Here is a 19,106-nt window from a genome sequence, read left to right on the forward strand (position 1 = left end):
CTTACCACCACCCGCGACGGCCGTACGACCCACCAGAACTCCCCTCCGCCCGTGACGGCGGAGGGGAGTTCCGTCTGTCCTGTGAGGTGGGGGACGCGGCCGGCGGGTGGACGGAATTCAGGTTTGGCGATCAGCTCTCACGGGAGTCGTCATGATCCGCCGGATACGTCCTGACCGTCCCGCGCCCACGGCCGCAGCTTTTCCGGATTGCGGACCACCCAGATCCGCAGGACGCTGCCGTCTACGACATCGAACGAGGCTACGGTCATGACGACGCCGGCACGCTGGGCCACCAGGCCCGGCACACCGTTGACCGACCGCTCCAGGAGTTCGAGCCCCGGAGCACTGTCGGCGATGGCGGCCATGTACTGGGCGATGCGTGCGCCGCCTTCGATCGGGCGCAGGACGGCACCGACCATGCCGCCGCCGTCGGCGGTCATCACCGCGGCCGGGTCGAGGAGGGCGATGAGGGCCGCGATGTCCTTCGCCTCCCAGGCCTCCTTGACCTGCCGCACCGTGTCGGCCTGCCCGGCAGCCGTCACCGGAGCGCGGGCGACGCCCACCCGCCGCCGGGCCGAGGCCGCCAGCTGTTTGCAGGCCGCAGGGGTCCGGCCGAGGATGCCGGCGATCTCGGCGAAGGGGTAACGGAAGACGTCGTGCAGGACGAACGCCACCCGCTCGGCGGGCGTCATCGACTCCAGGACGACAAGGAAGGCCATGGTCACCGATTCGTCCATGACCATCTGGTCGGCGGGGTCGGCGCCATGGCCGTGGCCCCACTCGGCGCGGTCGGGCAGCGGCTCGGGCAGCCACGCGCCGACGTAGCGTTCACGCCGGGCCCGTGCCGAGCCGAGCATGTCCAGGCAGATACGGCCGGTCACCGTCGACAGCCAGGCTCCAGGGGACACGATCGCCTCCTGCCGGCTTCGCGGCAGCGCGTACCAGCGCGCGTAGGCCTCCTGTACGGCGTCCTCGGCCTCGGCCAGTGAACCGAGCAACCGGTAGGAGATGTTGATCAGTTGGCGCCGCTCATCGGCTGTCTCATCGGTGCTCGTCCCAGCCGTTCCCATGCCCCCGAGCGCCTCCTCGCCTTACCTTTCGCAGGCCCGCGTCGTCGGGTTGGTGAGACATTATCGATCTACTGCCTCCGGGCGGAACAGGGGGACCGTGGCATGGCCACCCAGGCGACGGCACAGCCCAGCTACTCGTTTCTGCGCATCGCGATCACGTTGCAGACCCTGACCATCCTCCTTCAAGCGGTCTCCGCCGGACCGCTGCTGACCTCGTCCTACGGAGAGACGCTGCACAGCGTGGGAGCCCGCGTGATGTACGGGGCGTCGATGCTGTACGTGCTCGCGGCGGTGCTGGCGTGGAAGCCGGGCGGCGGTTCGCCCCGGCCCATCTGGCACGCGTCCGGTTTCCTTGTCCTCGCCTCGCTCCAGGTCGTGCTCGGCATCGCGAACGTACCGTCGGTCCACGTCCCCCTGGGCGTCCTGATGTTCGGGCTGAGCGTGCTGGCGCTGGCGCGGCGCTGAAGCCGGGGAAGTTGCAGAGCTTAAGGCTCGCGGCAGATCAGTAGCAGCGCGCGGTCGTCGTTCACGTCCTTCGCGACCGCCTCGATCAGATGCCAGGCCGCGCCCTGGAAGCCCGGGACGACATAGCGGTCGGCCTCGCCCGTGAGCCGGTCGATGCCCTCGCCCAGATCGCGGCCCGGAGCCTCGACCAGCCCGTCGGTGAAGAGCATCAGCACGTCACCGGGGCGCAGTGAGCCCTTGACCGGGTCGAACTGCGCCCCGTCGTACACCCCGAGCAACGGGCCCTCGCCCGACTTCTCCTCCCAGCGGCCACTGCCCGCGTGCAGCTGGAGGGCGGGCAGATGGCCCGCCGACAGCAGTTCGAAGTCGCCCGAGTCAAGATCGAGGACGAGATGGATGGAGGTGGCGAAGCCCTCGTCCCAGTCCTGCCGGAGCAGATAGCCGTTGGCCGCCGGAAGGAAGCTGTGCGACGGGAGCGAGCCGAGGAGTCCGCCGAAGGCGCCCGAGAGCAGCAGGGCGCGGGAGCCCGCGTCCATGCCCTTGCCCGAGACATCGGTCAGGACGACTTCGAGCGTCCGGCCGCCGTTCGTACGGGCGGCCACCACGAAGTCGCCGGAGAAGGACTGGCCGCCGGCCGGGCGCAGCGCCATCTCGTGGTGCCAGCCCTTGGGGAGCCGGGGCAGGGCGCTCTGCACCCTGATCCGTTCGCGCAGGTCGAAGAGCATCGTCCCACCGCGCCGCCAGGGCACCCCGACACGCGCCCTGAACTGGGCGATCAGCAGTCCGAAGAGCCCGCAGGCGGCGACCACGAGCACCGTGCCCGGGGTGACGCGCGCCGGACCGTCCGGATACGGGCCGAGGACCATCGACTCGACGATCAGCGCGGCGGCCGCGGCCGCGTACAGGCTCAGCAGACTCGCGGGCCGCAGCAGCAGCCCGCCGGCCACGATCGGGAGGACGAGGGCGGAGGGCGCGCACCAGACGGGGATGGCGATCGTGGTGAGCGTGATGGCCGGGATGGTGAGCAGCAGACCGACGAGGGCGATCCAGTCGGAGCCGTCACCGCGGAAGTAGTCGACCCCGGATTTGCGCACGCCGTTGCGGACCCGGTGCAGCTTCCTGCGCATCCGGGCCGAGTACGACTCCGCTCCCGCGACACCGGCCATTGTTGTGGACCCTATCGATCCGTCCGCCCGGCGTGCAGGGGGACCCCTGTGACATTGCGTTCGAAATCGGGTCGCCTCGTTGTCGTACCCCTGGTACTGATGGCATATGACTATCGATCTACGGGTCCTGGAACCGGCCGAATGGGACACCTGGTACCGGGCGTTGGAGCTCGCGTTCGGCGGTGTCCCGGACACCATCGGGGAAACCCGCCTTATGAGGGATCTCACGGAGTTCGACCGCTCACTCGGGGTCTGGGACGGCGACGAGTGCGTGGGCACGGCGGGGGCGTTCAGCTTCCGGCTCTCGGTGCCCGGCGGTGCGCAGGTCCCGGCGGCCGGTGTGACGATGGTGAGCGTGGCGGCGACGCACCGCCGGCGCGGGGTGCTGAGGTCGATGATGCGGCGCCAGCTCGATGACGTCAGGTCGTGGGGCGAACCGCTCGCCGTGTTGACGGCCTCCGAGCCGGTGATCTACGGACGGTACGGATACGGCGTCGCGACCGAGCAGCTCTCGGCGGAGATCGACACCTCCCGGGTGCGGATCTCGATACCCGAAGGATCGGACGATGTACGTCTTCTTCGGGTGAAACCGGATGACCCCGCTGTACGCGAGGCATGCGAGGCGGTGTACGCCGCGGAGGTCGCGGGGCGGCCGGGGATGCTCGCCCGCCGGCCGGGCTGGGAGCGGCATCCGGTCGTCGACGCCGGACAGGCGAAGGACGGCATGTCGGAGCTCCAGTGCGTGCTGGCGGAGCGGGACGGCGAGGTGGTGGGGTTCACGCTCTTCCACAACAAGCCGGAGTGGGACAGGTCGGGCCCCAAGGGCACGATCGAGCTGCGGGATGTGTACGCCCTGGACCCCGTGGCGTACGCGTCGCTCTGGGACTTCCTCTTCTCGATCGATCTGACCTCGGTGGTCCGGGCGGGCAACCGGCCGCCGGACGATCCGTTCCAGTATCTGGTCTCCGACGTCCGGCGCTGCCAGGTGCGGCTGCGGGACTCGCTGTATCTGCGGCCGGTGGAGGTCGGGGCGGCGCTGGAGGCGCGTACGTACCGGACGCCGGTGGATGTGGTGGTGGAGGTGACGGACGCGTTCTGCCCCTGGAACGAGGGCCGTTGGCGGCTGTCAGGCGACTCCAAGGGCGCGTCCTGCGAGCGCACCGCCGATCAGGCCGATCTGGCGCTGTCCGTCAACGAATTGGGCGCCGCGTATCTGGGCGGCGTCTCCCTGGCGGCGCTGGCGCGCGCGGGGCGGGTACGGGAGATACGTTCCGGGGCGCTGGCCGAGGCGTCGGCCGCGTTCTCGTCGGAGATCGCGCCCTGGCTGCCGCACGGGTTCTGAGCCGGAGCGGCGTTCAGCGCCGCTGGCAGCCCGGGCACCAGAAGAGGTTGCGGGCGGCGAGGGTCGCGGTGCGGATCTCGTCGCCGCACAGCAGGCAGGGCATCCGCGCCCTGCGATAGACGTACACCTCGCCGCCGTGATCGTCGACGCGCGGCGGGCGGCCCATCGCCTCGGGGGTGTGCTCGGGACGGACGGTGTCGATCCGGTTGTTCCGTACGCCTTCACGCATCAGCGCCACCAGATCCGCCCAGATCGCGTCCCACTCGCGGCGGGCGAGGTCCTTGCCCGCGCGGTACGGGTCGATGCCGTGCCTGAAGAGGACTTCGGCGCGGTAGACATTGCCGACGCCCGCGATCACCTTCTGGTCCATGAGCAGGGCGGCGACGGTCGTACGGGACCGGGAGATCCGCGCCCACGCCTTCTCGCCGTCGTCCACGCGGCGCAGCGGGTCCGGGCCGAGGCGGTCGTGTATCGCTTCCTTCTCGGGGGCGGTGATCAGGGCGCAGGTGGTGGGGCCGCGCAGATCCATGTACGCCGTGTCGGAGGCGAGCCGCAGCCTGACCGTGTCCGTGGGCGGCGGGGCGGGCGCGTCGCCGAAGCCGACCTTGCCGAACAGGCCGAGGTGGATATGGACCCAGCCCTGGTCGCCGAAGCCGAGGAAGAGATGTTTGCCGTGGGCGTCGACGCCGTCGAGGATCCGGCCGTCGAGGAGCGCCGCGCTGTCGGAGAACTTGCCCTGCGGGCTGCTGACCCGGGCCGGCCGGCCGCCGAAGCGGTCGAGATGGTCCTCGGCGAGCCGGTGGATCGTATGCCCCTCGGGCACGGGGTCTCCTCTGTGACGGGTCCTCGGTCGGTGTACGGACGGGCCGTGGGCCCGCGGCATGGCTGTGCCGCCGGGGGCGGGACCCGGCGGCACAGGGTGAGTCCGGGAGTTCAGTCCTGCCGCGGGTGGTGGGCCGGGACCGGCGGCAGCTCGTGGGTCGACTCGTAGTCGGTGAGCATCTGAATACGGCGCGCGTGGCGCTCCAGGCCCGAGTACGGGGTGGCGAGGAAGATCTCGACGAACTTCGTCGCCTCGTCCCGCGTGTGCATCCGGCCGCCGACGGAGATGACGTTGGCGTTGTTGTGCTCGCGCCCGAGAGCCGCGGTCTGCTCGCTCCAGGCGAGGACGGCGCGGACACCCTTGACCTTGTTCGCGGCGATCTGCTCGCCGTTGCCGGAGCCGCCGATCACCACGCCGAGACTGTCCGGGTCCGCCGCCGTGCGCTCCGCGGCGCGCAGGCAGAACGGCGGATAGTCGTCCTCGGCGTCATAGATGTGGGGTCCGCAGTCGACGGGCTCGTGGCCATGGGCCGTAAGCCACTCGACGAGGTGGTTCTTGAGTTCGTAGCCGGCATGGTCGGAACCGAGATACACGCGCATGGAGCGAAGTGTGGCACGCGGGGTGTGGGCCGCGCTCCGCTGGGTAGCGGTCAGCGGGGTCAACCCTCCGGTAACCCCGCGTACGCCCCCGGGTAAAGAAACGGAATAGTCACTTCCGCCATCAGGGGGCCGGACGCTTGAATGCCGGAACTCATTACTTGAGTGGACCGTAGACGTAAGGATTGCCGCATGACCTCCCTGCCGTCCCCCACGAAGGAAGGCGGAACCCCCAGCGAGCCTGGGAATCCGCAGTCCTCCGACGGCCTGCAAGCCGGTCTCAAGAACCGTCATCTGTCCATGATCGCGATCGGCGGAGTGATCGGCGCCGGGCTGTTCGTCGGCTCCGCTTCCGGTATCGCCGCCGCGGGCCCCGGCATCCTGCTGTCGTACGCGCTGGTCGGCCTGATGGTCGTACTCGTCATGCGCATGCTGGGCGAGATGGCCGCGGCGCGGCCCAGCTCCGGATCCTTCTCCGCCTACGCGGACCAGGCGCTCGGCCGCTGGGCCGGGTTCTCCATCGGCTGGCTCTACTGGTTCTTCTGGGTGGTGGTGCTGGCGGTCGAGGCGACCGCGGGCGCCCAGATCCTGGAGGGCTGGATACCGGCCGTGCCGCAGTGGGCGTGGGCGCTGATCGTGATGGTCGTACTGACCGCCACGAACCTCGTGTCGGTGGCCTCGTACGGTGAGTTCGAGTTCTGGTTCGCCGGCATCAAGGTCGTGGCGATCGCGGCGTTCGTCGTCGTCGGTCTGCTCGCCGTCTTCGGGCTGCTGCCGGGGTCCGACAATCCGGGCGCGGGTCTCGCGCATCTCACGGACAGCGGCGGGTTCCTGCCCAAGGGGCCCGGGGCGATCCTGACCGGCGTGCTGATGGTCGTCTTCTCCTTCATGGGCAGCGAGATCGTCACGCTCGCGGCCGGGGAGTCCTCGAACCCGCAGCGGGCCGTCGCCAAGGCGACCAACAGCGTGATCTGGCGGATCGCCGTCTTCTATCTGGGCTCCATCTTCGTCGTGCTGACGCTGCTGCCCTGGAACGATCCGTCGATCCTCAAGGAGGGCTCGTACGTCGCGGCGCTGAACTCGATCGGGATCCCGCACGCGGGGCAGGTGATGGACTTCATCGTGTTGACGGCCGTCCTGTCCTGTCTGAACTCCGGCCTCTACACGGCGTCCCGGATGGCCTTCTCGCTCGGCCTGCGCGGGGACGCGCCCAAGGCGTTCGCCCGGACCAACGCGCGCGGTGTCCCCACGGCCGCGATCCTGTCGTCCGTCCTCTTCGGGTTCGTCGCCGTCTTCTTCAACTACCAGTGGCCCGACACGGTCTTCGCGTTCCTGCTCAACTCGTCGGGCGCGGTGGCGCTGTTCGTATGGCTGGTCATCTGCTTCACGCAGTTGAGGATGCGCGGGATCATCCTGCGCGAGGCGCCGGAGAAGCTGGTCGTACGGATGTGGCTCTTCCCGTATCTGACCTGGGCGACGATCGCGATGATCTCGTTCGTGCTGGTCTACATGCTCACCGACGACGCGGCGCGCGAGCAGGTACTGCTTTCGCTGCTGGTGGCGGCGCTCGTGGTGGCGATCGCGCTGGTCAAGGACGTGCGCGGGCGGAAGGAGAAGGCGGCGGGGGCCGACGGCTGAGGCGAACCTCTTCCGCCGGAACCCACACCCGCACCTCGGACATGTCAGCCGCGGCGGCCGATGAGCTTCCACGCGGCGGGCAGCGCGCCCATCGCCAGGGCCGCCTTGAGCGCGTCCCCGAGCAGGAAGGGCACCAGACCGGCGCTGACGGCGGCACTCAGTGACATCCCGGTGTACAGCGCCAGGTAGGGCACGCCCACCGCGTAGATGATCGCCGAGCCGAGCACCATCGTGCCGGCCGTACGCGGTACGGAGCGGTCGCCGCCACGGCGGGCCAGCGCGCCCACCACCGTGGCGGCGATCAGCATGCCGAGGACATAGCCGAAGGAGGCGAAGCTCAGACCCGAGCGGCCCTCCGCGAACCACGGCATTCCGGCCATGCCGACCACGGTGTAGAGCGCGAGGGAGAGGAAACCGCGGCGGGCGCCGAGGGCGGTGCCGACGAGCAGCGCGGCGAAGGTCTGGCCGGTGACCGGGACGGGGGAGCCGGGGACCGGGACGGCTATCTGCGCCGCCACTCCGGTGAGCACCGCTCCCCCGACGACCAGGGCGATGTCCCGGGTGCGGGTGGCGGGGAGCAGATCGGCGAGGACCGCTCCGGTCCGGGGGGCTGCGGCAGCAGTACTCATGGGGTCTCCGCGGTCATGGGGCGTCGGGCTTCCGACGTCGGGTTACGGGCTTCTGTCAGCAGGCATCGAACAGCCCGACGGTAGCCGACGGCTCCGCGCCGCATCACCGTCAATCACCCACAAAGGGGAGGTCAGCGCGTTGTCGGAGGTGGCACAAAGTGCCGCTCCGACAACGGCGGCGCGGCACGCGGTCCTAGGACCATCGCCTGATCGGCGCACGATCCTGTTGCTGCTAGCGTGCACTTGCATAGGATGTGCAATAAGAGGCCGGAGGGTTTGACCATGGCGGTATACACGCTTCCTGAACTTCCGTACGACTACGCGGCGCTCGAACCGGTCATCAATCCGCAGATCATCGAGCTGCATCACGACAAGCACCACGCGGCGTACGTCAAGGGCGCCAACGACACGCTCGATCAGCTCGCGGAGGCGCGCGACAAGGAGTCCTGGGGCGCGATCAACGGGCTGGAGAAGAGCCTCGCGTTCCACCTCTCCGGCCATATCCTCCACTCGATCTACTGGCACAACATGACCGGTGACGGGGGCGGCGAGCCGCTGGCCGCGGACGGCGTGGGCGATCTGGCGGACGCGATCGCCGAGTCCTTCGGCTCCTTCGCCGGCTTCAAGTCCCAGCTGACCAAGGCCGCCGCGACCACCCAGGGCTCGGGCTGGGGGGTGCTCGCGTACGAGCCGGTCAGCGGCCGGCTGATCGTCGAGCAGATCTACGACCACCAGGGCAATGCCGGCCAGGGCTCGGTGCCGATCCTGGTCTTCGACGCCTGGGAGCACGCCTTCTATCTCCAGTACAAGAACCAGAAGGTGGACTTCATCGAGGCCATGTGGAGGGTCGTCAACTGGCAGGACGTGGCGAAGCGTTACGCGTCCGCCAAGGAGCGCGCCAACAACCTGCTGCTCGCCCCGTAGGTCCGGCGGGCCACGCCGCCCCGGGCCGTACGCGTCCTGCTCGTGATCGTCTTCTCACCTTTCACGTGCGGGCGGAATGAGGAAGGACCCCCGCGAGGACGTGACTCGCGGGGGTCCTTCTATAGGGCGGGGCAGATAGGGCCGGACAGATATCGGTCCGCCGAGATCAGGAATCAGGAATCAGGAATCAGGGATCAGGGATCAGGGATCAGGGATCAGTCGAAGATCGGCCCCTGGGTGCGCGTCCTCTTGATCTCGTAGAAGCCCGGGATCGACGCGACCATCAGCGTGCCGTCCCAGAGCTTCGCGGCCTCCTCACCCTTGGGGGCCGGGGTGACGACCGGGCCGAAGAAGGCGATCTGCTCGCCGTCCGCGCCGGGGACGGCGATGACGGGCGTACCGACCTCCTGGCCGACCTTGTCGATGCCCTCCTGGTGGGAGGCGCGCAGTTCGGTGTCGTACGTGTCGGAATCGGCGTACTCGATCAGCTCGGCGGGCAGACCGGCTTCGTCCAGCGCGGCGGCGATCGCCTCGCGGGTCGCGCCCTCGCCCTGGTTGTGGAAATGGGTCCCGAGCGCGGTGTACAGCGGTCCCACGACCTTGTCGCCGTGCTTCTGCTGAGCGGCGACGACCACACGGACCGGGGCCCATGCCTTGGCAAGGCCCTCGCGGTACTCCTCGGGGATGTCCTTGTCCTCATTGAGGACGGCCAGGCTCATCACATGCCAGCGGACCTCGATATCGCGGACCTTCTCCACTTCGAGGACCCAGCGGGAGGTCATCCAGGCCCAGGGGCACAGCGGGTCGAACCAGAAGTCGACGGGGGTCTTCTCGGACATGTCTCTCCTCATGAACGGCTGTGAACGCACCTCACGTCAAGAACGCCCCCGCCCGCCGGGGGCATTCCCGGATGCCGCACCTCAGTGGCACATGCGAGGATCGTGGCTGTTTCGGACGAGCCACGAAGGCGAGCCACAAAGGAGTGACCGTGCCCGGTGAGAACCTGTCCCGCGAAGAGGCCCGCGAGCGGGCCGACCTGCTGACCGTAGACGGGTACGAGGTGGACCTCGACCTGCGCTCGGCGGTCGGCGAGGTGCCGGGCGGTGCGACACCGAGTGGGGAGGCACCGGGTGGGGAGGCACCGGGTGGGGAGGCACCGGGCTCGGACACGCCGCCGCGGACCTTCCGCTCCGTGACGACGATCCGGTTCCGCTGCGCCGAGCCCGGAGCCGCCACCTTCGCGGATCTGATCGCCCCGGGCGTGAGCGCCGTGACGCTCAACGGGACGGAGCTGGACCCGGCCGCGGTCTTCGACGGCTCGCGGATCGCGCTGGACGGCCTGCTGGCGGAGAACGTCCTGGTGGTGGACGCGCAGTGCGCGTACAGCCGTACCGGCGAGGGCATGCACCGCTTCGTCGACCCGGAGGACGGCGAGGTCTATCTCTACACACAGTACGAGCCGGCCGACGCGCGCCGGGTCTTCGCCAACTTCGAGCAGCCGGACCTCAAGGCCCCGTACCGCTTCCGGGTGACAGCGCCCGAGGGCTGGACCGCGTGGAGCAATGGCGAGGGCACGCTGACCGACGGGGTGTGGCACTTCGCGGAGACGAAGCCGATCTCAACGTACATCACGGCGGTCCTGGCCGGTCCGTACCACTATGTGACCGATTCCTACTGCCGCACGTTCGACGACGGCACGGTCCTGGAGATCCCGCTCGGCGCGATGTGCCGCAAGGGCCTCGCCCGGCACTTCGACGCGGACGATGTCTTCCTGATCACCAAGCAGGGCCTGGACTTCTTCCACGACCACTTCGACTACCCGTATCCGTTCGGGAAGTACGACCAGGCGTTCGTGCCCGAGTACAACCTCGGCGCGATGGAGAACCCCGGTCTGGTGACGTTCCGCGAGGAGTACATCTTCCGCGGCCAGGTGACCCAGGCGTCCTACGAGCGACGGTCGAACACCATCCTGCACGAGATGGCGCACATGTGGTTCGGCGATCTGGTGACCATGCGGTGGTGGGACGACCTGTGGCTGAAGGAGTCCTTCGCGGACTTCATGGGATCGTTCGCGCAGGTGGGGGCGACCCGCTTCACCCATGCCTGGACGACCTTCGCCAACAACCGCAAGGCATGGGCGTACCGCGCTGACCAGCTGCCGTCCACCCATCCGGTCACGGCCGACATCCGTGATCTGGAGGACGCCAAGCTGAACTTCGACGGCATCACCTACGCCAAGGGCGCTTCGGTGCTGAAGCAACTGGTGGCGTACGTGGGCCAGGACGCGTTCCTGGAGGGCGCCCGGCGCTACTTCAAGCGGAACGCGTACGGCAACACGCGGCTGGCCGATCTGCTCTCCGTACTGGAGGAGACGTCCGGGCGGGACATGACGGGCTGGTCCCGGTCATGGCTGGAAACCGCCGGGCTCAACTCCCTCACCCCGCAGGTGATCTTCGACGCCGAGGGGCGGATCACCGAGCTGGCCGTGGTGCAGGACGCCGCCGAATCGCACCCGGAACTCCGGCCGCACCGGGTGGCCATCGGGCTGTACCGGCGTACGCCGGAAGGCGCGCTCGTACGGTTCGCCCGCACCGAGACGGATGTGGCCGGGCCCCGCACGGTCGTCACCGAACTGGCGGGCGCGGAGCGGCCGGAGCTGATCCTCGTCAATGACGACGATCTGACCTACTGCAAGATCCGTTTCGACGCGGGCTCGCTGGACACCCTGCGCGCGCATCTCAGTGACCTCAGTGACCCGCTCGCCCGTGCCCTGTGCTGGTCGGCGCTCTGGAACCTCACGCGCGACGCGCTCATGCCGGCCCGGGACTTCATCGGTCTGGTGCTCACCCACGCCGGCCGCGAGACGGGCATCGGCGTGCTCCAGATGCTGCACGCCTGGGCCGAGTCGGCGCTCACGCACTACGCGGCGCCGGCGTGGCGCGAGGAGGGCGGGCGGCTGCTGGCCGAGGGCGCGCTGCGCGAGCTGCGGCTGTCCGAGCCCGGCAGCGAGCACCAGCTGACCTGGGCCCGCTTCTTCGCCTCCGTCGCCTCCTCGGACGCGGACTTCCAGCTGCTGCGCGGGCTGTTGGACGGTACGGCGAAGATCGACGGTCTCGATGTCGACCAGGAGCTGCGCTGGGCCTTCCTGGGGCCGCTGGCCGCGCACGGCCGGGCGGACGAGTCCGTCATCGACGCCGAACTGGCCCGCGACGACACGGCGTCGGGCAAGCGGCACCAGGTGCGCTGTCTGGCGGCCCGGCCGTCGGCCGCGGTCAAGGCGCAGGCGTGGGCCCAGGTCGTCGAGTCCGACGCGCTGTCGAACGCGCTGGTCGAGGCGACGATCGCCGGTTTCGCCCGGTCGAACCAGCGGGAGCTGCTGGCGCCGTACGCCGCGAAGTACTTCGAGGTGATCGAGCGGGTGTGGGCCGAGCGCTCGATCCAGATCGCCATGGACGTGGTGCGCGGGCTGTTCCCGGGGCTCCAGGGGGACCGCCGGACCCTGGACGCGGCGACGGCGTGGCTCGATTCGCACCGGGACGCGGCGCCCGCGCTGCGCAGGCTGGTGCTGGAGGCGACGGACGATCTGGCGCGTGCGCTGCGCGGTCAGGAGTGCGACACGGCGGCGGCCGGCTGACGGGGGCCGGCGCCGGGTGACGGGGGCCGGCGCCGGGTGACGGGGGCCGGCGCCGGGTGCCTCGTTCCGGGTCGTGCCGGGTCGTGCCGGGCGTCCGTGCGGGCCCCTGATCGGCAGTCGAACGCCCTTACTTTAGGACGATCTTGTCCGGTTTTGCCGACAAACGGGTAACGGGGGTTAGAGGGACGCCTGAGTAGGGGGAGACACCGGGACATGAACAACAACACCCCGGTCTCCCCCCGCCCCCTCGGCCACCTCTCCGATGATGTGCGGAGTCGTGTGCTCTCGCTCGCGCAGCTGCGTGAGCGCGGTGTCCCCGGTGGCCGGGCCACCGCTCAGTGCCGGCCCGGCGGCCCCTGGCAGCAACCGCTGCCGGGGGTCTTCCTGTTGCACGCGGGTCCGCCGACCGCGGATGAGCGGGTACGGGCGGTACTGCTGTACGCGGGGCGGCCGAGCGCGGAGAGCTCCCGGGGTGTGCCGGCGCAGCCCGGCCGGCTCTCACCGTCCGCCACCTCCGCTGCCACCTCTGCCGCCACCACCGCCACCTCCTCGTCCGCGACGTCGTCGTCCCCGTACGGCGCGGCGATGATCACGGGGCTGGCGGCGCTGGCGCTGTACGGATTCTCGTCCGCTCCCCCGCTGCTCTCGCTGGAGCGGATCGATGTGCTCGTACCGCGCACCCGGCGGCTGCGGTCCACGGGATACGCCCGGCTGATCCGGGCCCACTGCCTGCCGCGGCCCGAGCGGTTGGACGGGATGCCGGTGGCGCCCGTGGGGCGTGCGCTGGCCGACGCGGTCGCGGAGCTGTCCGACGCGGACGCCGTCGTCGCGCTGCTGACCGAGGCGGTACGCGCCGGGCACTGCGAACCGGCCGTGGTGGTACGGGAGCTGAGCCAGTCCGGGCTGCTGGCACGGCAGCATGTGGTGGAAGCGGTGGACTCCCTGCTCGCCGAGGGGCGGACGCTCGCCGAGGGCCGGCTGTACGAACTGGTGCGGGCGTACGGGCTCCAGGAGCCGCTGTGGAACGTGGATCTGCGGCTGCCCGGCGGACCGCGTCTGGGCGGCGTGGACGCCTACTGGCCCGACCAGGCGGTCGCCGTCGAGCTGGACACCCGGGCACCGAGGCCGGGCGGCCGGGCCGCGGACCGGACGGACGACGAGGACGACAACGAGCGGTGGTCGGCGGCCGTACGTAAGCGCGAGCATCTGGAGCGTCTCGGGATCACGGTCGTCCATCTCACGCCCAGGAAACTGCGGGAGGCGCTGGATCAGCAGGCGACGGTGGTCCGTACGGCTCTGATGGCGGCGAACGACCGGGATCCGGCCGCGCAGGTGGTCATCCTGCCGAGGTGAGCGCGGCGAGGTGCTGTCGGGTCGATCCGCGCCGATCCGCGCCGGCCCGCGCGGATCGACCCGACAGAACCAGCACCGGCACCGGCACGAGCACCAGCACCAGCACCAGCACCAGCACCAGCACCAGCACGGATTTCGCCCCATTGGTCCCCGGTGGCGCACACGCCGCACTGGCGGGTGTCCGCCATGACTGAATTCCGCCCCTGACAACCCTCCACAAACCCCTGTCTCCTACGAAAAGCTGAGCGGTCATCCGGTACCGAATTCCGGACTGTCTCTTTCACGACGCAGGGATGCTGATGACCTCCGAATCCGAGAGCTCCATATCCGGGCCGAGACGCGTGGCCAGGGTCGCGGCGGCCGCCGGTCTGGTGGCCGCGCTGATAGCCACCGGCGCGGTACCCGCCTTCTCCGCGACGGGCGCCGATGACCCGGCCGCACCCGTCAAGTCGTCCCCCACCTCGGGCGCTTCCGACAAGCTCGGGGCAGCCGACGCCGATCTGCTCGCCAAGGCGAAGGCCAAGGGCGAGAAGAACATCACGATGATGGTCGCCACCGCGCCGGGGGCGACCGAGCAGGTCGCCGGTCAACTGGACGCCGTCGAAGGCGCCGTGGTCGGCAAGACGTACGACAAGCTCGGCTACGTACGGGCCACGCTCCCCACCGCCAAGGCGGACGCCGCGATCAGGGCGGCCCAGAAGCTCTCCTCCGTCCACGGCATCGATCTCAACCAGGAGATCGCGCTGGACGACCCGAGGCCCGCGGCGGACACGGCGAACGCCGCGAAGGGCGCCACCGGTTCGGCCGCCGAGAAGTACCCGGCGCCGAGCGCCAAGACCCCGGCGAAGAACCCGTACAACCCGTCCTTCGAGACCGGCGCGGTGGACTTCGTCAAGAAGAACCCGAAGGCCGACGGCCGCGGTGTCACCATCGGCATCCTGGACTCGGGGGTCGATCTCGGCCACCCCGCGCTCCAGAAGACCACCACCGGCGAGCGCAAGATCGTCGACTGGGTGACCGCCACGGACCCGGTGTCCGACGGCGACAACACCTGGCGTCGGATGGACGTCGCGGTGTCGGGCCCGACCTTCACGGCCGACGGCCGTACGTGGAAGGCCCCGGCCGGCTCGTACAAGTACCACGTGTTCCGCGAGGACGCCACCCTGGGCGGCGAGATGGCGGGCGACCTCAACCGCGACGGTGACACCACCGACACCTGGGGCGTGCTCTACGACCCGGCCGGGGGGACCGTACGCGTCGACCTGAACAACGACGGCGACTTCACCAACGACGCCGTCATGAAGCCGTACAAGGACGGCTTCCAGATCGGCTACTTCGGAACGGACGATCCGGCCACCCCGGTGGTCGAGCGCATCCCGTTCGTGGTCGAGATCCGCAAGGACGTCGTCTACAACGCGGCGGGCGCGAAGTCCGACTTCGTCAACATCGGTGTCATCGAGGGCGCGCACGGCACGCACGTCGCCGGTATCACCGCCGCCAACGGCCTGTTCGGCGGCGAGATGGACGGCGCCGCCCCCGGCGCCAAGCTGGTGTCCTCGCGCGCCTGCTCCTGGAGCGGCGGCTGCACCAGCGTCGCGCTGACCGAGGGCATGATCGATCTCGTCGCCAACCGCGGTGTGGACATCGTCAATATGTCGATCGGCGGTCTGCCGCCGCTCAACGACGGCAACAACGCCCGCGCCCAGCTGTACACGCGGCTCATCGACACGTACGGCGTGCAGCTCGTGATCTCGGCCGGCAACGACGGCCCCGGCACCAACACCATCAGTGACCCGGCCCTGGCCGACAAGGTCATCTCGGTCGCCGCGTCGATCTCCAAGGAGACCTGGGCCGCCAACTACGGCTCCGGTGTGACGACGAAGTACGGCCTGCTGCCGTTCTCGGCCCGCGGCCCCCGCGAGGACGGCGGCTTCACGCCGACCCTCACCGCTCCGGGCGCCGCCATCAACAGCACCCAGACCTGGGCCGCCGGTGGTCCGGTCGCCGAGGCGGGCTACCAGCTGCCGCCCGGCTACTCCATGCTCCAGGGCACCTCGATGGCCTCTCCGCAGGCCGCGGGCGCGAGCGCGCTGCTGCTCTCCGCCGCCAAGCAGAAGCGGATCAGTCTCACCCCCGCCACCCTGCGGACGGCGCTCACCAGCAGCGCCGCCAAGATCGCCGGCCTCCAGGCACATGAGCAGGGCGCCGGTCTGATCGATGTCGTGGACGCGTGGAAGTCCATCGAGAAGGGCGCCACCGCCCACGAGTACACGGTCAAGGCCCCGGTCGACACGGCCCTCGACCAGTTCCTGAAGACCCCCGGCTTCGGTACCGGTCTGTACGACCGCGAGGGCGGTCTGCGGGCCGGCGAGAGCCGGACGTACGACATCACCATCACCCGGACCACCGGCGCCAAGGGCGCGCTGGAGCACCGGCTGAAGTGGAAGTACGACGACAAGACCTTCCGGCTGCTCGGCAGCGACCGGATCAAGCTGCCGCTGAACCAGCCGGTGACCGTGACCGTGCAGGCCAGGCCCGGTTCCGCCGGGGTGCACAGCGCGATTCTGGAGATCGACGACCGTCGCACGGAGGGTGTGGACAAGCAGGTCCTCACCACCGTGGTCGTCTCGAAGGAGCTGGCCAAGCCCGCGTACGCGTTCTCGGCGTCGGACTCGGTGCAGCGCAACGCCTCGAAGTCGTACTTCGTGACGGTGCCGGAGGGCGCGAAGACCCTGGAGGTGGCGCTCGGCGGACTCGCCAAGGACAGCCAGACCCGGTTCATCGCCATCAGCCCGTACGGCGTGCAGATGGAGGACAGCTCGACGATCTTCTGCTACCCGAACTACCCGAACCCGGCCAACACCTGCCGCCCGGACGTGCGCTCGTACCCGGACCCGCAGCCCGGTGTCTGGGAGATCGAGGTCGAGTCGCGCCGTACGTCGCCGCTGCTCGACAACCCGTACAAGCTGGACGCGACGCTGATGGGCGCGGCCTTCGACCCGGCGGTCACCACGATCCCCGAGGCGAAGATCGGCACCCCCGCCCCGGTGTCCTGGAAGGTCAGCAACGGCTTCGCCGCCATCGACGGCACGCTCGGCGGCGGCTCGCTGGGCTCGGCGAAGGTCTCCCGTCCGACGATCGCCGACGGCGAGCAGCAGGAGACGACCGTCACCATCGGTGCGGGCGTCGAGCGGCTCGACATCGCGATCGGCGGCACGACCGACACGGGGGCCGACCTCGACCTCTTCGTGGAGAAGGACGGCCGGACGGTCGGCCAGTCCACGACGGCCAGCTCGGAGGAGTCCGTCAGCCTGGTCAACCCGGCGGCCGGTACGTACACGATCACCGTCGACGCCTACGCGGTCCCGGCCGGGTCCACGGCGTACGACTACCGCGACGTGTACTACTCGTCCTCGCTCGGCTCGGTCAAGGCGGACGGTCCTGTCAAGCTCGCCAGCGGCGCTTCGGCGCAGGTCGCGGCCGAGGTGCTGGTGAACAGCGCGGCCCCGGCGGGCCGGCAGTTCTTCGGCGAGGTCCAGCTGCTCAACGCGCGCGGCACCGCCGCGGGCACCGGCAGTGTGATCATCGAGAGCGTTACCCCGTAACGGGACGTAACGTATGAGGTGGTACCAGGGGGCGGGCGTCCGGTCGGGCGCCCGCCCCTCTGTCCGCTCCCTGGACAATGGATTGGACAAGCCGCCCGGGGACAGACGCATGATGAATGGGACGCGTGCCCGGGACAGTCGCGAATGAAGGAGCCCCAGTGAAGGTCGGAATCGTCGGAGCCACCGGTCAGGTCGGCACAGTCATGCGCGGGGTTCTGGCCGAGCGGGGCTTCCCGGTCACCGAACTGCGGCTCTTCGCCTCGGCGCGGTCGGCGGGGTCCGTCATCGAGTGGCAGGGCGCGGCGATCACCGTCGAGGACGCGTCCACGGCCGACTACTCCGGGCTCGACATCGTGCTCTTCTCCGCCGGGGGCGCCACCTCCAAGGCGCTCGCCGAGAAGGTCGCCGGCCAGGGCGCCGTCGTGATCGACAACTCCTCCGCCTGGCGGCGTGACCCCGAGGTCCCGCTGGTCGTCTCCGAGGTCAACGCGCACGCGATCAAGAACCGCCCCAAGGGCATCATCGCCAACCCGAACTGCACCACGATGGCCGCCATGCCCGTGCTGCGCGCGCTGCACGCCGAGGCGGGGCTGACCGCGCTGGTCGCCACGACCTACCAGGCCGTGTCCGGCTCCGGCCTCTCCGGTGTGGCCGAGTTGCACGGCCAGGCGCAGAAGGTCGTCGCCGAGGCCGACCGGCTCACCCATGACGGCGAGGCCGTCGACTTCCCCGAGCCCAGCGTCTACCGGCGGCCCATCGCCTTCAACGTGGTCCCGCTCGCGGGCGGCATCGTGGACGACGGCTCCTTCGAGACCGACGAGGAGCAGAAGCTCCGCAACGAGTCCCGCAAGATCCTGGAGATCCCGGAGCTGAAAGTCTCCGGGACCTGTGTCAGGGTGCCGGTCTTCACCGGCCACTCGCTCCAGGTCAACGCCCGCTTCGCCCGCCCGATCAGCGTGGAGCGCGCCTATGAGCTGCTGAAGGACGCGCCGGGGGTGGAGCTGTCCGAGATCCCGACGCCGCTCCAGGCGGCCGGCAAGGACGCCTCGTACGTGGGCCGGATCCGGAACGACGAGACCGTGGAGAACGGTCTGGCGCTGTTCCTCTCCAACGACAATCTGCGCAAGGGCGCGGCGCTCAACGCCGTCCAGATCGCGGAGCTGGTCGCGGCCGAGCTGAAGGGCTGAGGTCCGGCGGCCCGGTCACCCGGCCGGTCGACAGGTCGGCCGGGTGGGCCGGGTGACCAGGCGACCGGGTGACCGGCCGGTCAGTCGCGGCGGACCTCGAAGAGGAAGCAGCCGAACTCCACCGCGCGTACATGCACCAGCGCGACCTCGGGATCGGCGAAGGCTTCGTCGAACGCCTCCTCGAACCCCGCGTCGACCTTCTCCGGAAGCTCCAGAAGCCGGCCGCCGAGGATCCGGCCCTCGGAGCTGTAGCGCCTCACGGTGCGCAGCGCGCCGGGCCTGGTGTACGGAGAGCCGCCCCCATCGCCCCCGTCGGCCGGTCCCCCGCACTCCTCCGCGTGGATGAAGACCGGCCCCTGTTCGTCGTACGCGCCGGGCTGGGCCCAGTTCTCGGCGGCCCAGCGGCGCAGCGGGGCGTACGAGACGAGCAGCAGCCGCTCGCCGCTCCGGCTCCGCCGCAGACAGCAGCGCAGCGGCGCGCCGCCCTCGTCGTCGGTGAACGGGGCACGGGTGTGGCCCGAGTCGTCGGTGTCGCGCAGTTCCTTGAGCGCGGCGGGTGTGATGGGGCGCGCGAGATGGTTCGTCATGGGTTCAGCGTCGCGCGGCCACCCGCCCGTGACCGGCGGTTTCCGGACCTCGCGCTGACCCGCCGCACATGACGGTTACTGCCGGGC

The 19,106-nt window shown here is 70.1% G+C and carries 16 protein-coding genes; 8 read left to right on the forward strand and 8 right to left on the reverse strand.

Annotated elements, in window-relative coordinates:
• Positions 1 to 149 precede the first annotated feature (149 nt).
• A complete protein-coding gene (sigJ, locus tag ACFRMN_RS02285) occupies positions 150 to 1,070 on the reverse strand; it encodes an RNA polymerase sigma factor SigJ (RefSeq protein WP_383011904.1) in 921 nt (306 codons plus the stop codon).
• A 102-nt stretch (positions 1,071 to 1,172) separates the two neighbouring features.
• On the opposite strand from sigJ, the gene ACFRMN_RS02290 reads away from it, so the two are divergent.
• A complete protein-coding gene (locus ACFRMN_RS02290) occupies positions 1,173 to 1,535 on the forward strand; it encodes a hypothetical protein (RefSeq protein WP_383011907.1) in 363 nt (120 codons plus the stop codon).
• Between the two features lie 20 nt (positions 1,536 to 1,555).
• On the opposite strand, the gene ACFRMN_RS02295 is transcribed toward ACFRMN_RS02290, so the two are convergent.
• Complete coding sequence (locus ACFRMN_RS02295; RefSeq protein ID WP_383011910.1) at positions 1,556 to 2,701, reverse strand: PP2C family protein-serine/threonine phosphatase; 1,146 nt, start codon at positions 2,699 to 2,701, stop codon at positions 1,556 to 1,558.
• A 106-nt stretch (positions 2,702 to 2,807) separates the two neighbouring features.
• Here ACFRMN_RS02295 and ACFRMN_RS02300 point away from each other — a divergent pair, with 106 nt between their 5' ends.
• Positions 2,808 to 4,043, forward strand: a complete 1,236-nt coding sequence (locus tag ACFRMN_RS02300) for a GNAT family N-acetyltransferase (RefSeq protein ID WP_383011913.1) — start codon at positions 2,808 to 2,810, stop codon at positions 4,041 to 4,043.
• 13 nt (positions 4,044 to 4,056) lie between these two features.
• Here the strand turns inward: ACFRMN_RS02300 and ACFRMN_RS02305 are convergent, their stop codons facing one another.
• The gene (locus ACFRMN_RS02305; RefSeq protein WP_383011916.1) at positions 4,057 to 4,866 is read right to left on the reverse strand and encodes an Fpg/Nei family DNA glycosylase; all 810 of its coding nucleotides are present in this window, start codon (positions 4,864 to 4,866) and stop codon (positions 4,057 to 4,059) included.
• Between the two features lie 110 nt (positions 4,867 to 4,976).
• A complete protein-coding gene (locus tag ACFRMN_RS02310; RefSeq protein WP_383011919.1) occupies positions 4,977 to 5,465 on the reverse strand; it encodes a ribose-5-phosphate isomerase in 489 nt (162 codons plus the stop codon).
• A gap of 189 nt (positions 5,466 to 5,654) precedes the next feature.
• Between ACFRMN_RS02310 and ACFRMN_RS02315 the strand changes: the two genes are divergently transcribed.
• Positions 5,655 to 7,100 carry an amino acid permease gene (locus ACFRMN_RS02315; protein WP_383011922.1) on the forward strand — a complete coding sequence of 482 codons (1,446 nt, stop codon included), beginning with the start codon at positions 5,655 to 5,657 and terminating at the stop codon, positions 7,098 to 7,100.
• A 44-nt stretch (positions 7,101 to 7,144) separates the two neighbouring features.
• On the opposite strand, the gene ACFRMN_RS02320 is transcribed toward ACFRMN_RS02315, so the two are convergent.
• Positions 7,145 to 7,729 (reverse strand): biotin transporter BioY, encoded by a 585-nt coding sequence (locus ACFRMN_RS02320; protein WP_383011925.1) that lies wholly within the window; start codon positions 7,727 to 7,729, stop codon positions 7,145 to 7,147.
• A 282-nt stretch (positions 7,730 to 8,011) separates the two neighbouring features.
• Between ACFRMN_RS02320 and ACFRMN_RS02325 the strand changes: the two genes are divergently transcribed.
• On the forward strand, positions 8,012 to 8,653 hold the full coding sequence (locus ACFRMN_RS02325) for a superoxide dismutase (RefSeq protein WP_383011928.1): 642 nt from the start codon (positions 8,012 to 8,014) through the stop codon (positions 8,651 to 8,653).
• Positions 8,654 to 8,868: 215 nt separating this feature from the next.
• Here the strand turns inward: ACFRMN_RS02325 and ACFRMN_RS02330 are convergent, their stop codons facing one another.
• The gene (locus ACFRMN_RS02330; protein ID WP_383011931.1) at positions 8,869 to 9,492 is read right to left on the reverse strand and encodes a DsbA family protein; all 624 of its coding nucleotides are present in this window, start codon (positions 9,490 to 9,492) and stop codon (positions 8,869 to 8,871) included.
• Between the two features lie 149 nt (positions 9,493 to 9,641).
• Between ACFRMN_RS02330 and pepN the strand changes: the two genes are divergently transcribed.
• Both pepN and ACFRMN_RS02340 read left to right on the forward strand, forming a co-directional pair.
• A complete protein-coding gene (gene pepN / locus ACFRMN_RS02335) occupies positions 9,642 to 12,287 on the forward strand; it encodes an aminopeptidase N (RefSeq protein ID WP_383011934.1) in 2,646 nt (881 codons plus the stop codon).
• Positions 12,288 to 12,500: 213 nt separating this feature from the next.
• Complete coding sequence (locus ACFRMN_RS02340) at positions 12,501 to 13,640, forward strand: hypothetical protein (RefSeq protein WP_383011937.1); 1,140 nt, start codon at positions 12,501 to 12,503, stop codon at positions 13,638 to 13,640.
• On the opposite strand, the gene ACFRMN_RS02345 is transcribed toward ACFRMN_RS02340, so the two are convergent.
• Positions 13,624 to 13,770 (reverse strand): hypothetical protein, encoded by a 147-nt coding sequence (locus ACFRMN_RS02345; RefSeq protein ID WP_383011939.1) that lies wholly within the window; start codon positions 13,768 to 13,770, stop codon positions 13,624 to 13,626. The genes ACFRMN_RS02340 and ACFRMN_RS02345 overlap by 17 nt on opposite strands.
• A 163-nt stretch (positions 13,771 to 13,933) precedes the next feature.
• Here ACFRMN_RS02345 and ACFRMN_RS02350 point away from each other — a divergent pair, with 163 nt between their 5' ends.
• Both ACFRMN_RS02350 and ACFRMN_RS02355 read left to right on the forward strand, forming a co-directional pair.
• Positions 13,934 to 17,245, forward strand: a complete 3,312-nt coding sequence (locus tag ACFRMN_RS02350; protein WP_383011942.1) for a S8 family serine peptidase — start codon at positions 13,934 to 13,936, stop codon at positions 17,243 to 17,245.
• A gap of 158 nt (positions 17,246 to 17,403) precedes the next feature.
• Positions 17,404 to 18,432 (forward strand): aspartate-semialdehyde dehydrogenase, encoded by a 1,029-nt coding sequence (locus tag ACFRMN_RS02355; protein ID WP_383011945.1) that lies wholly within the window; start codon positions 17,404 to 17,406, stop codon positions 18,430 to 18,432.
• A gap of 80 nt (positions 18,433 to 18,512) precedes the next feature.
• Here the strand turns inward: ACFRMN_RS02355 and ACFRMN_RS02360 are convergent, their stop codons facing one another.
• Positions 18,513 to 19,019 (reverse strand): DUF1203 domain-containing protein, encoded by a 507-nt coding sequence (locus ACFRMN_RS02360; protein WP_383011948.1) that lies wholly within the window; start codon positions 19,017 to 19,019, stop codon positions 18,513 to 18,515.
• Between the last annotated feature and the right edge of the window lie 87 nt (positions 19,020 to 19,106).

Source organism: Streptomyces sp. NPDC056835 (assembly GCF_042789485.1).
Lineage (GTDB): Bacteria > Actinomycetota > Actinomycetes > Streptomycetales > Streptomycetaceae > Streptomyces.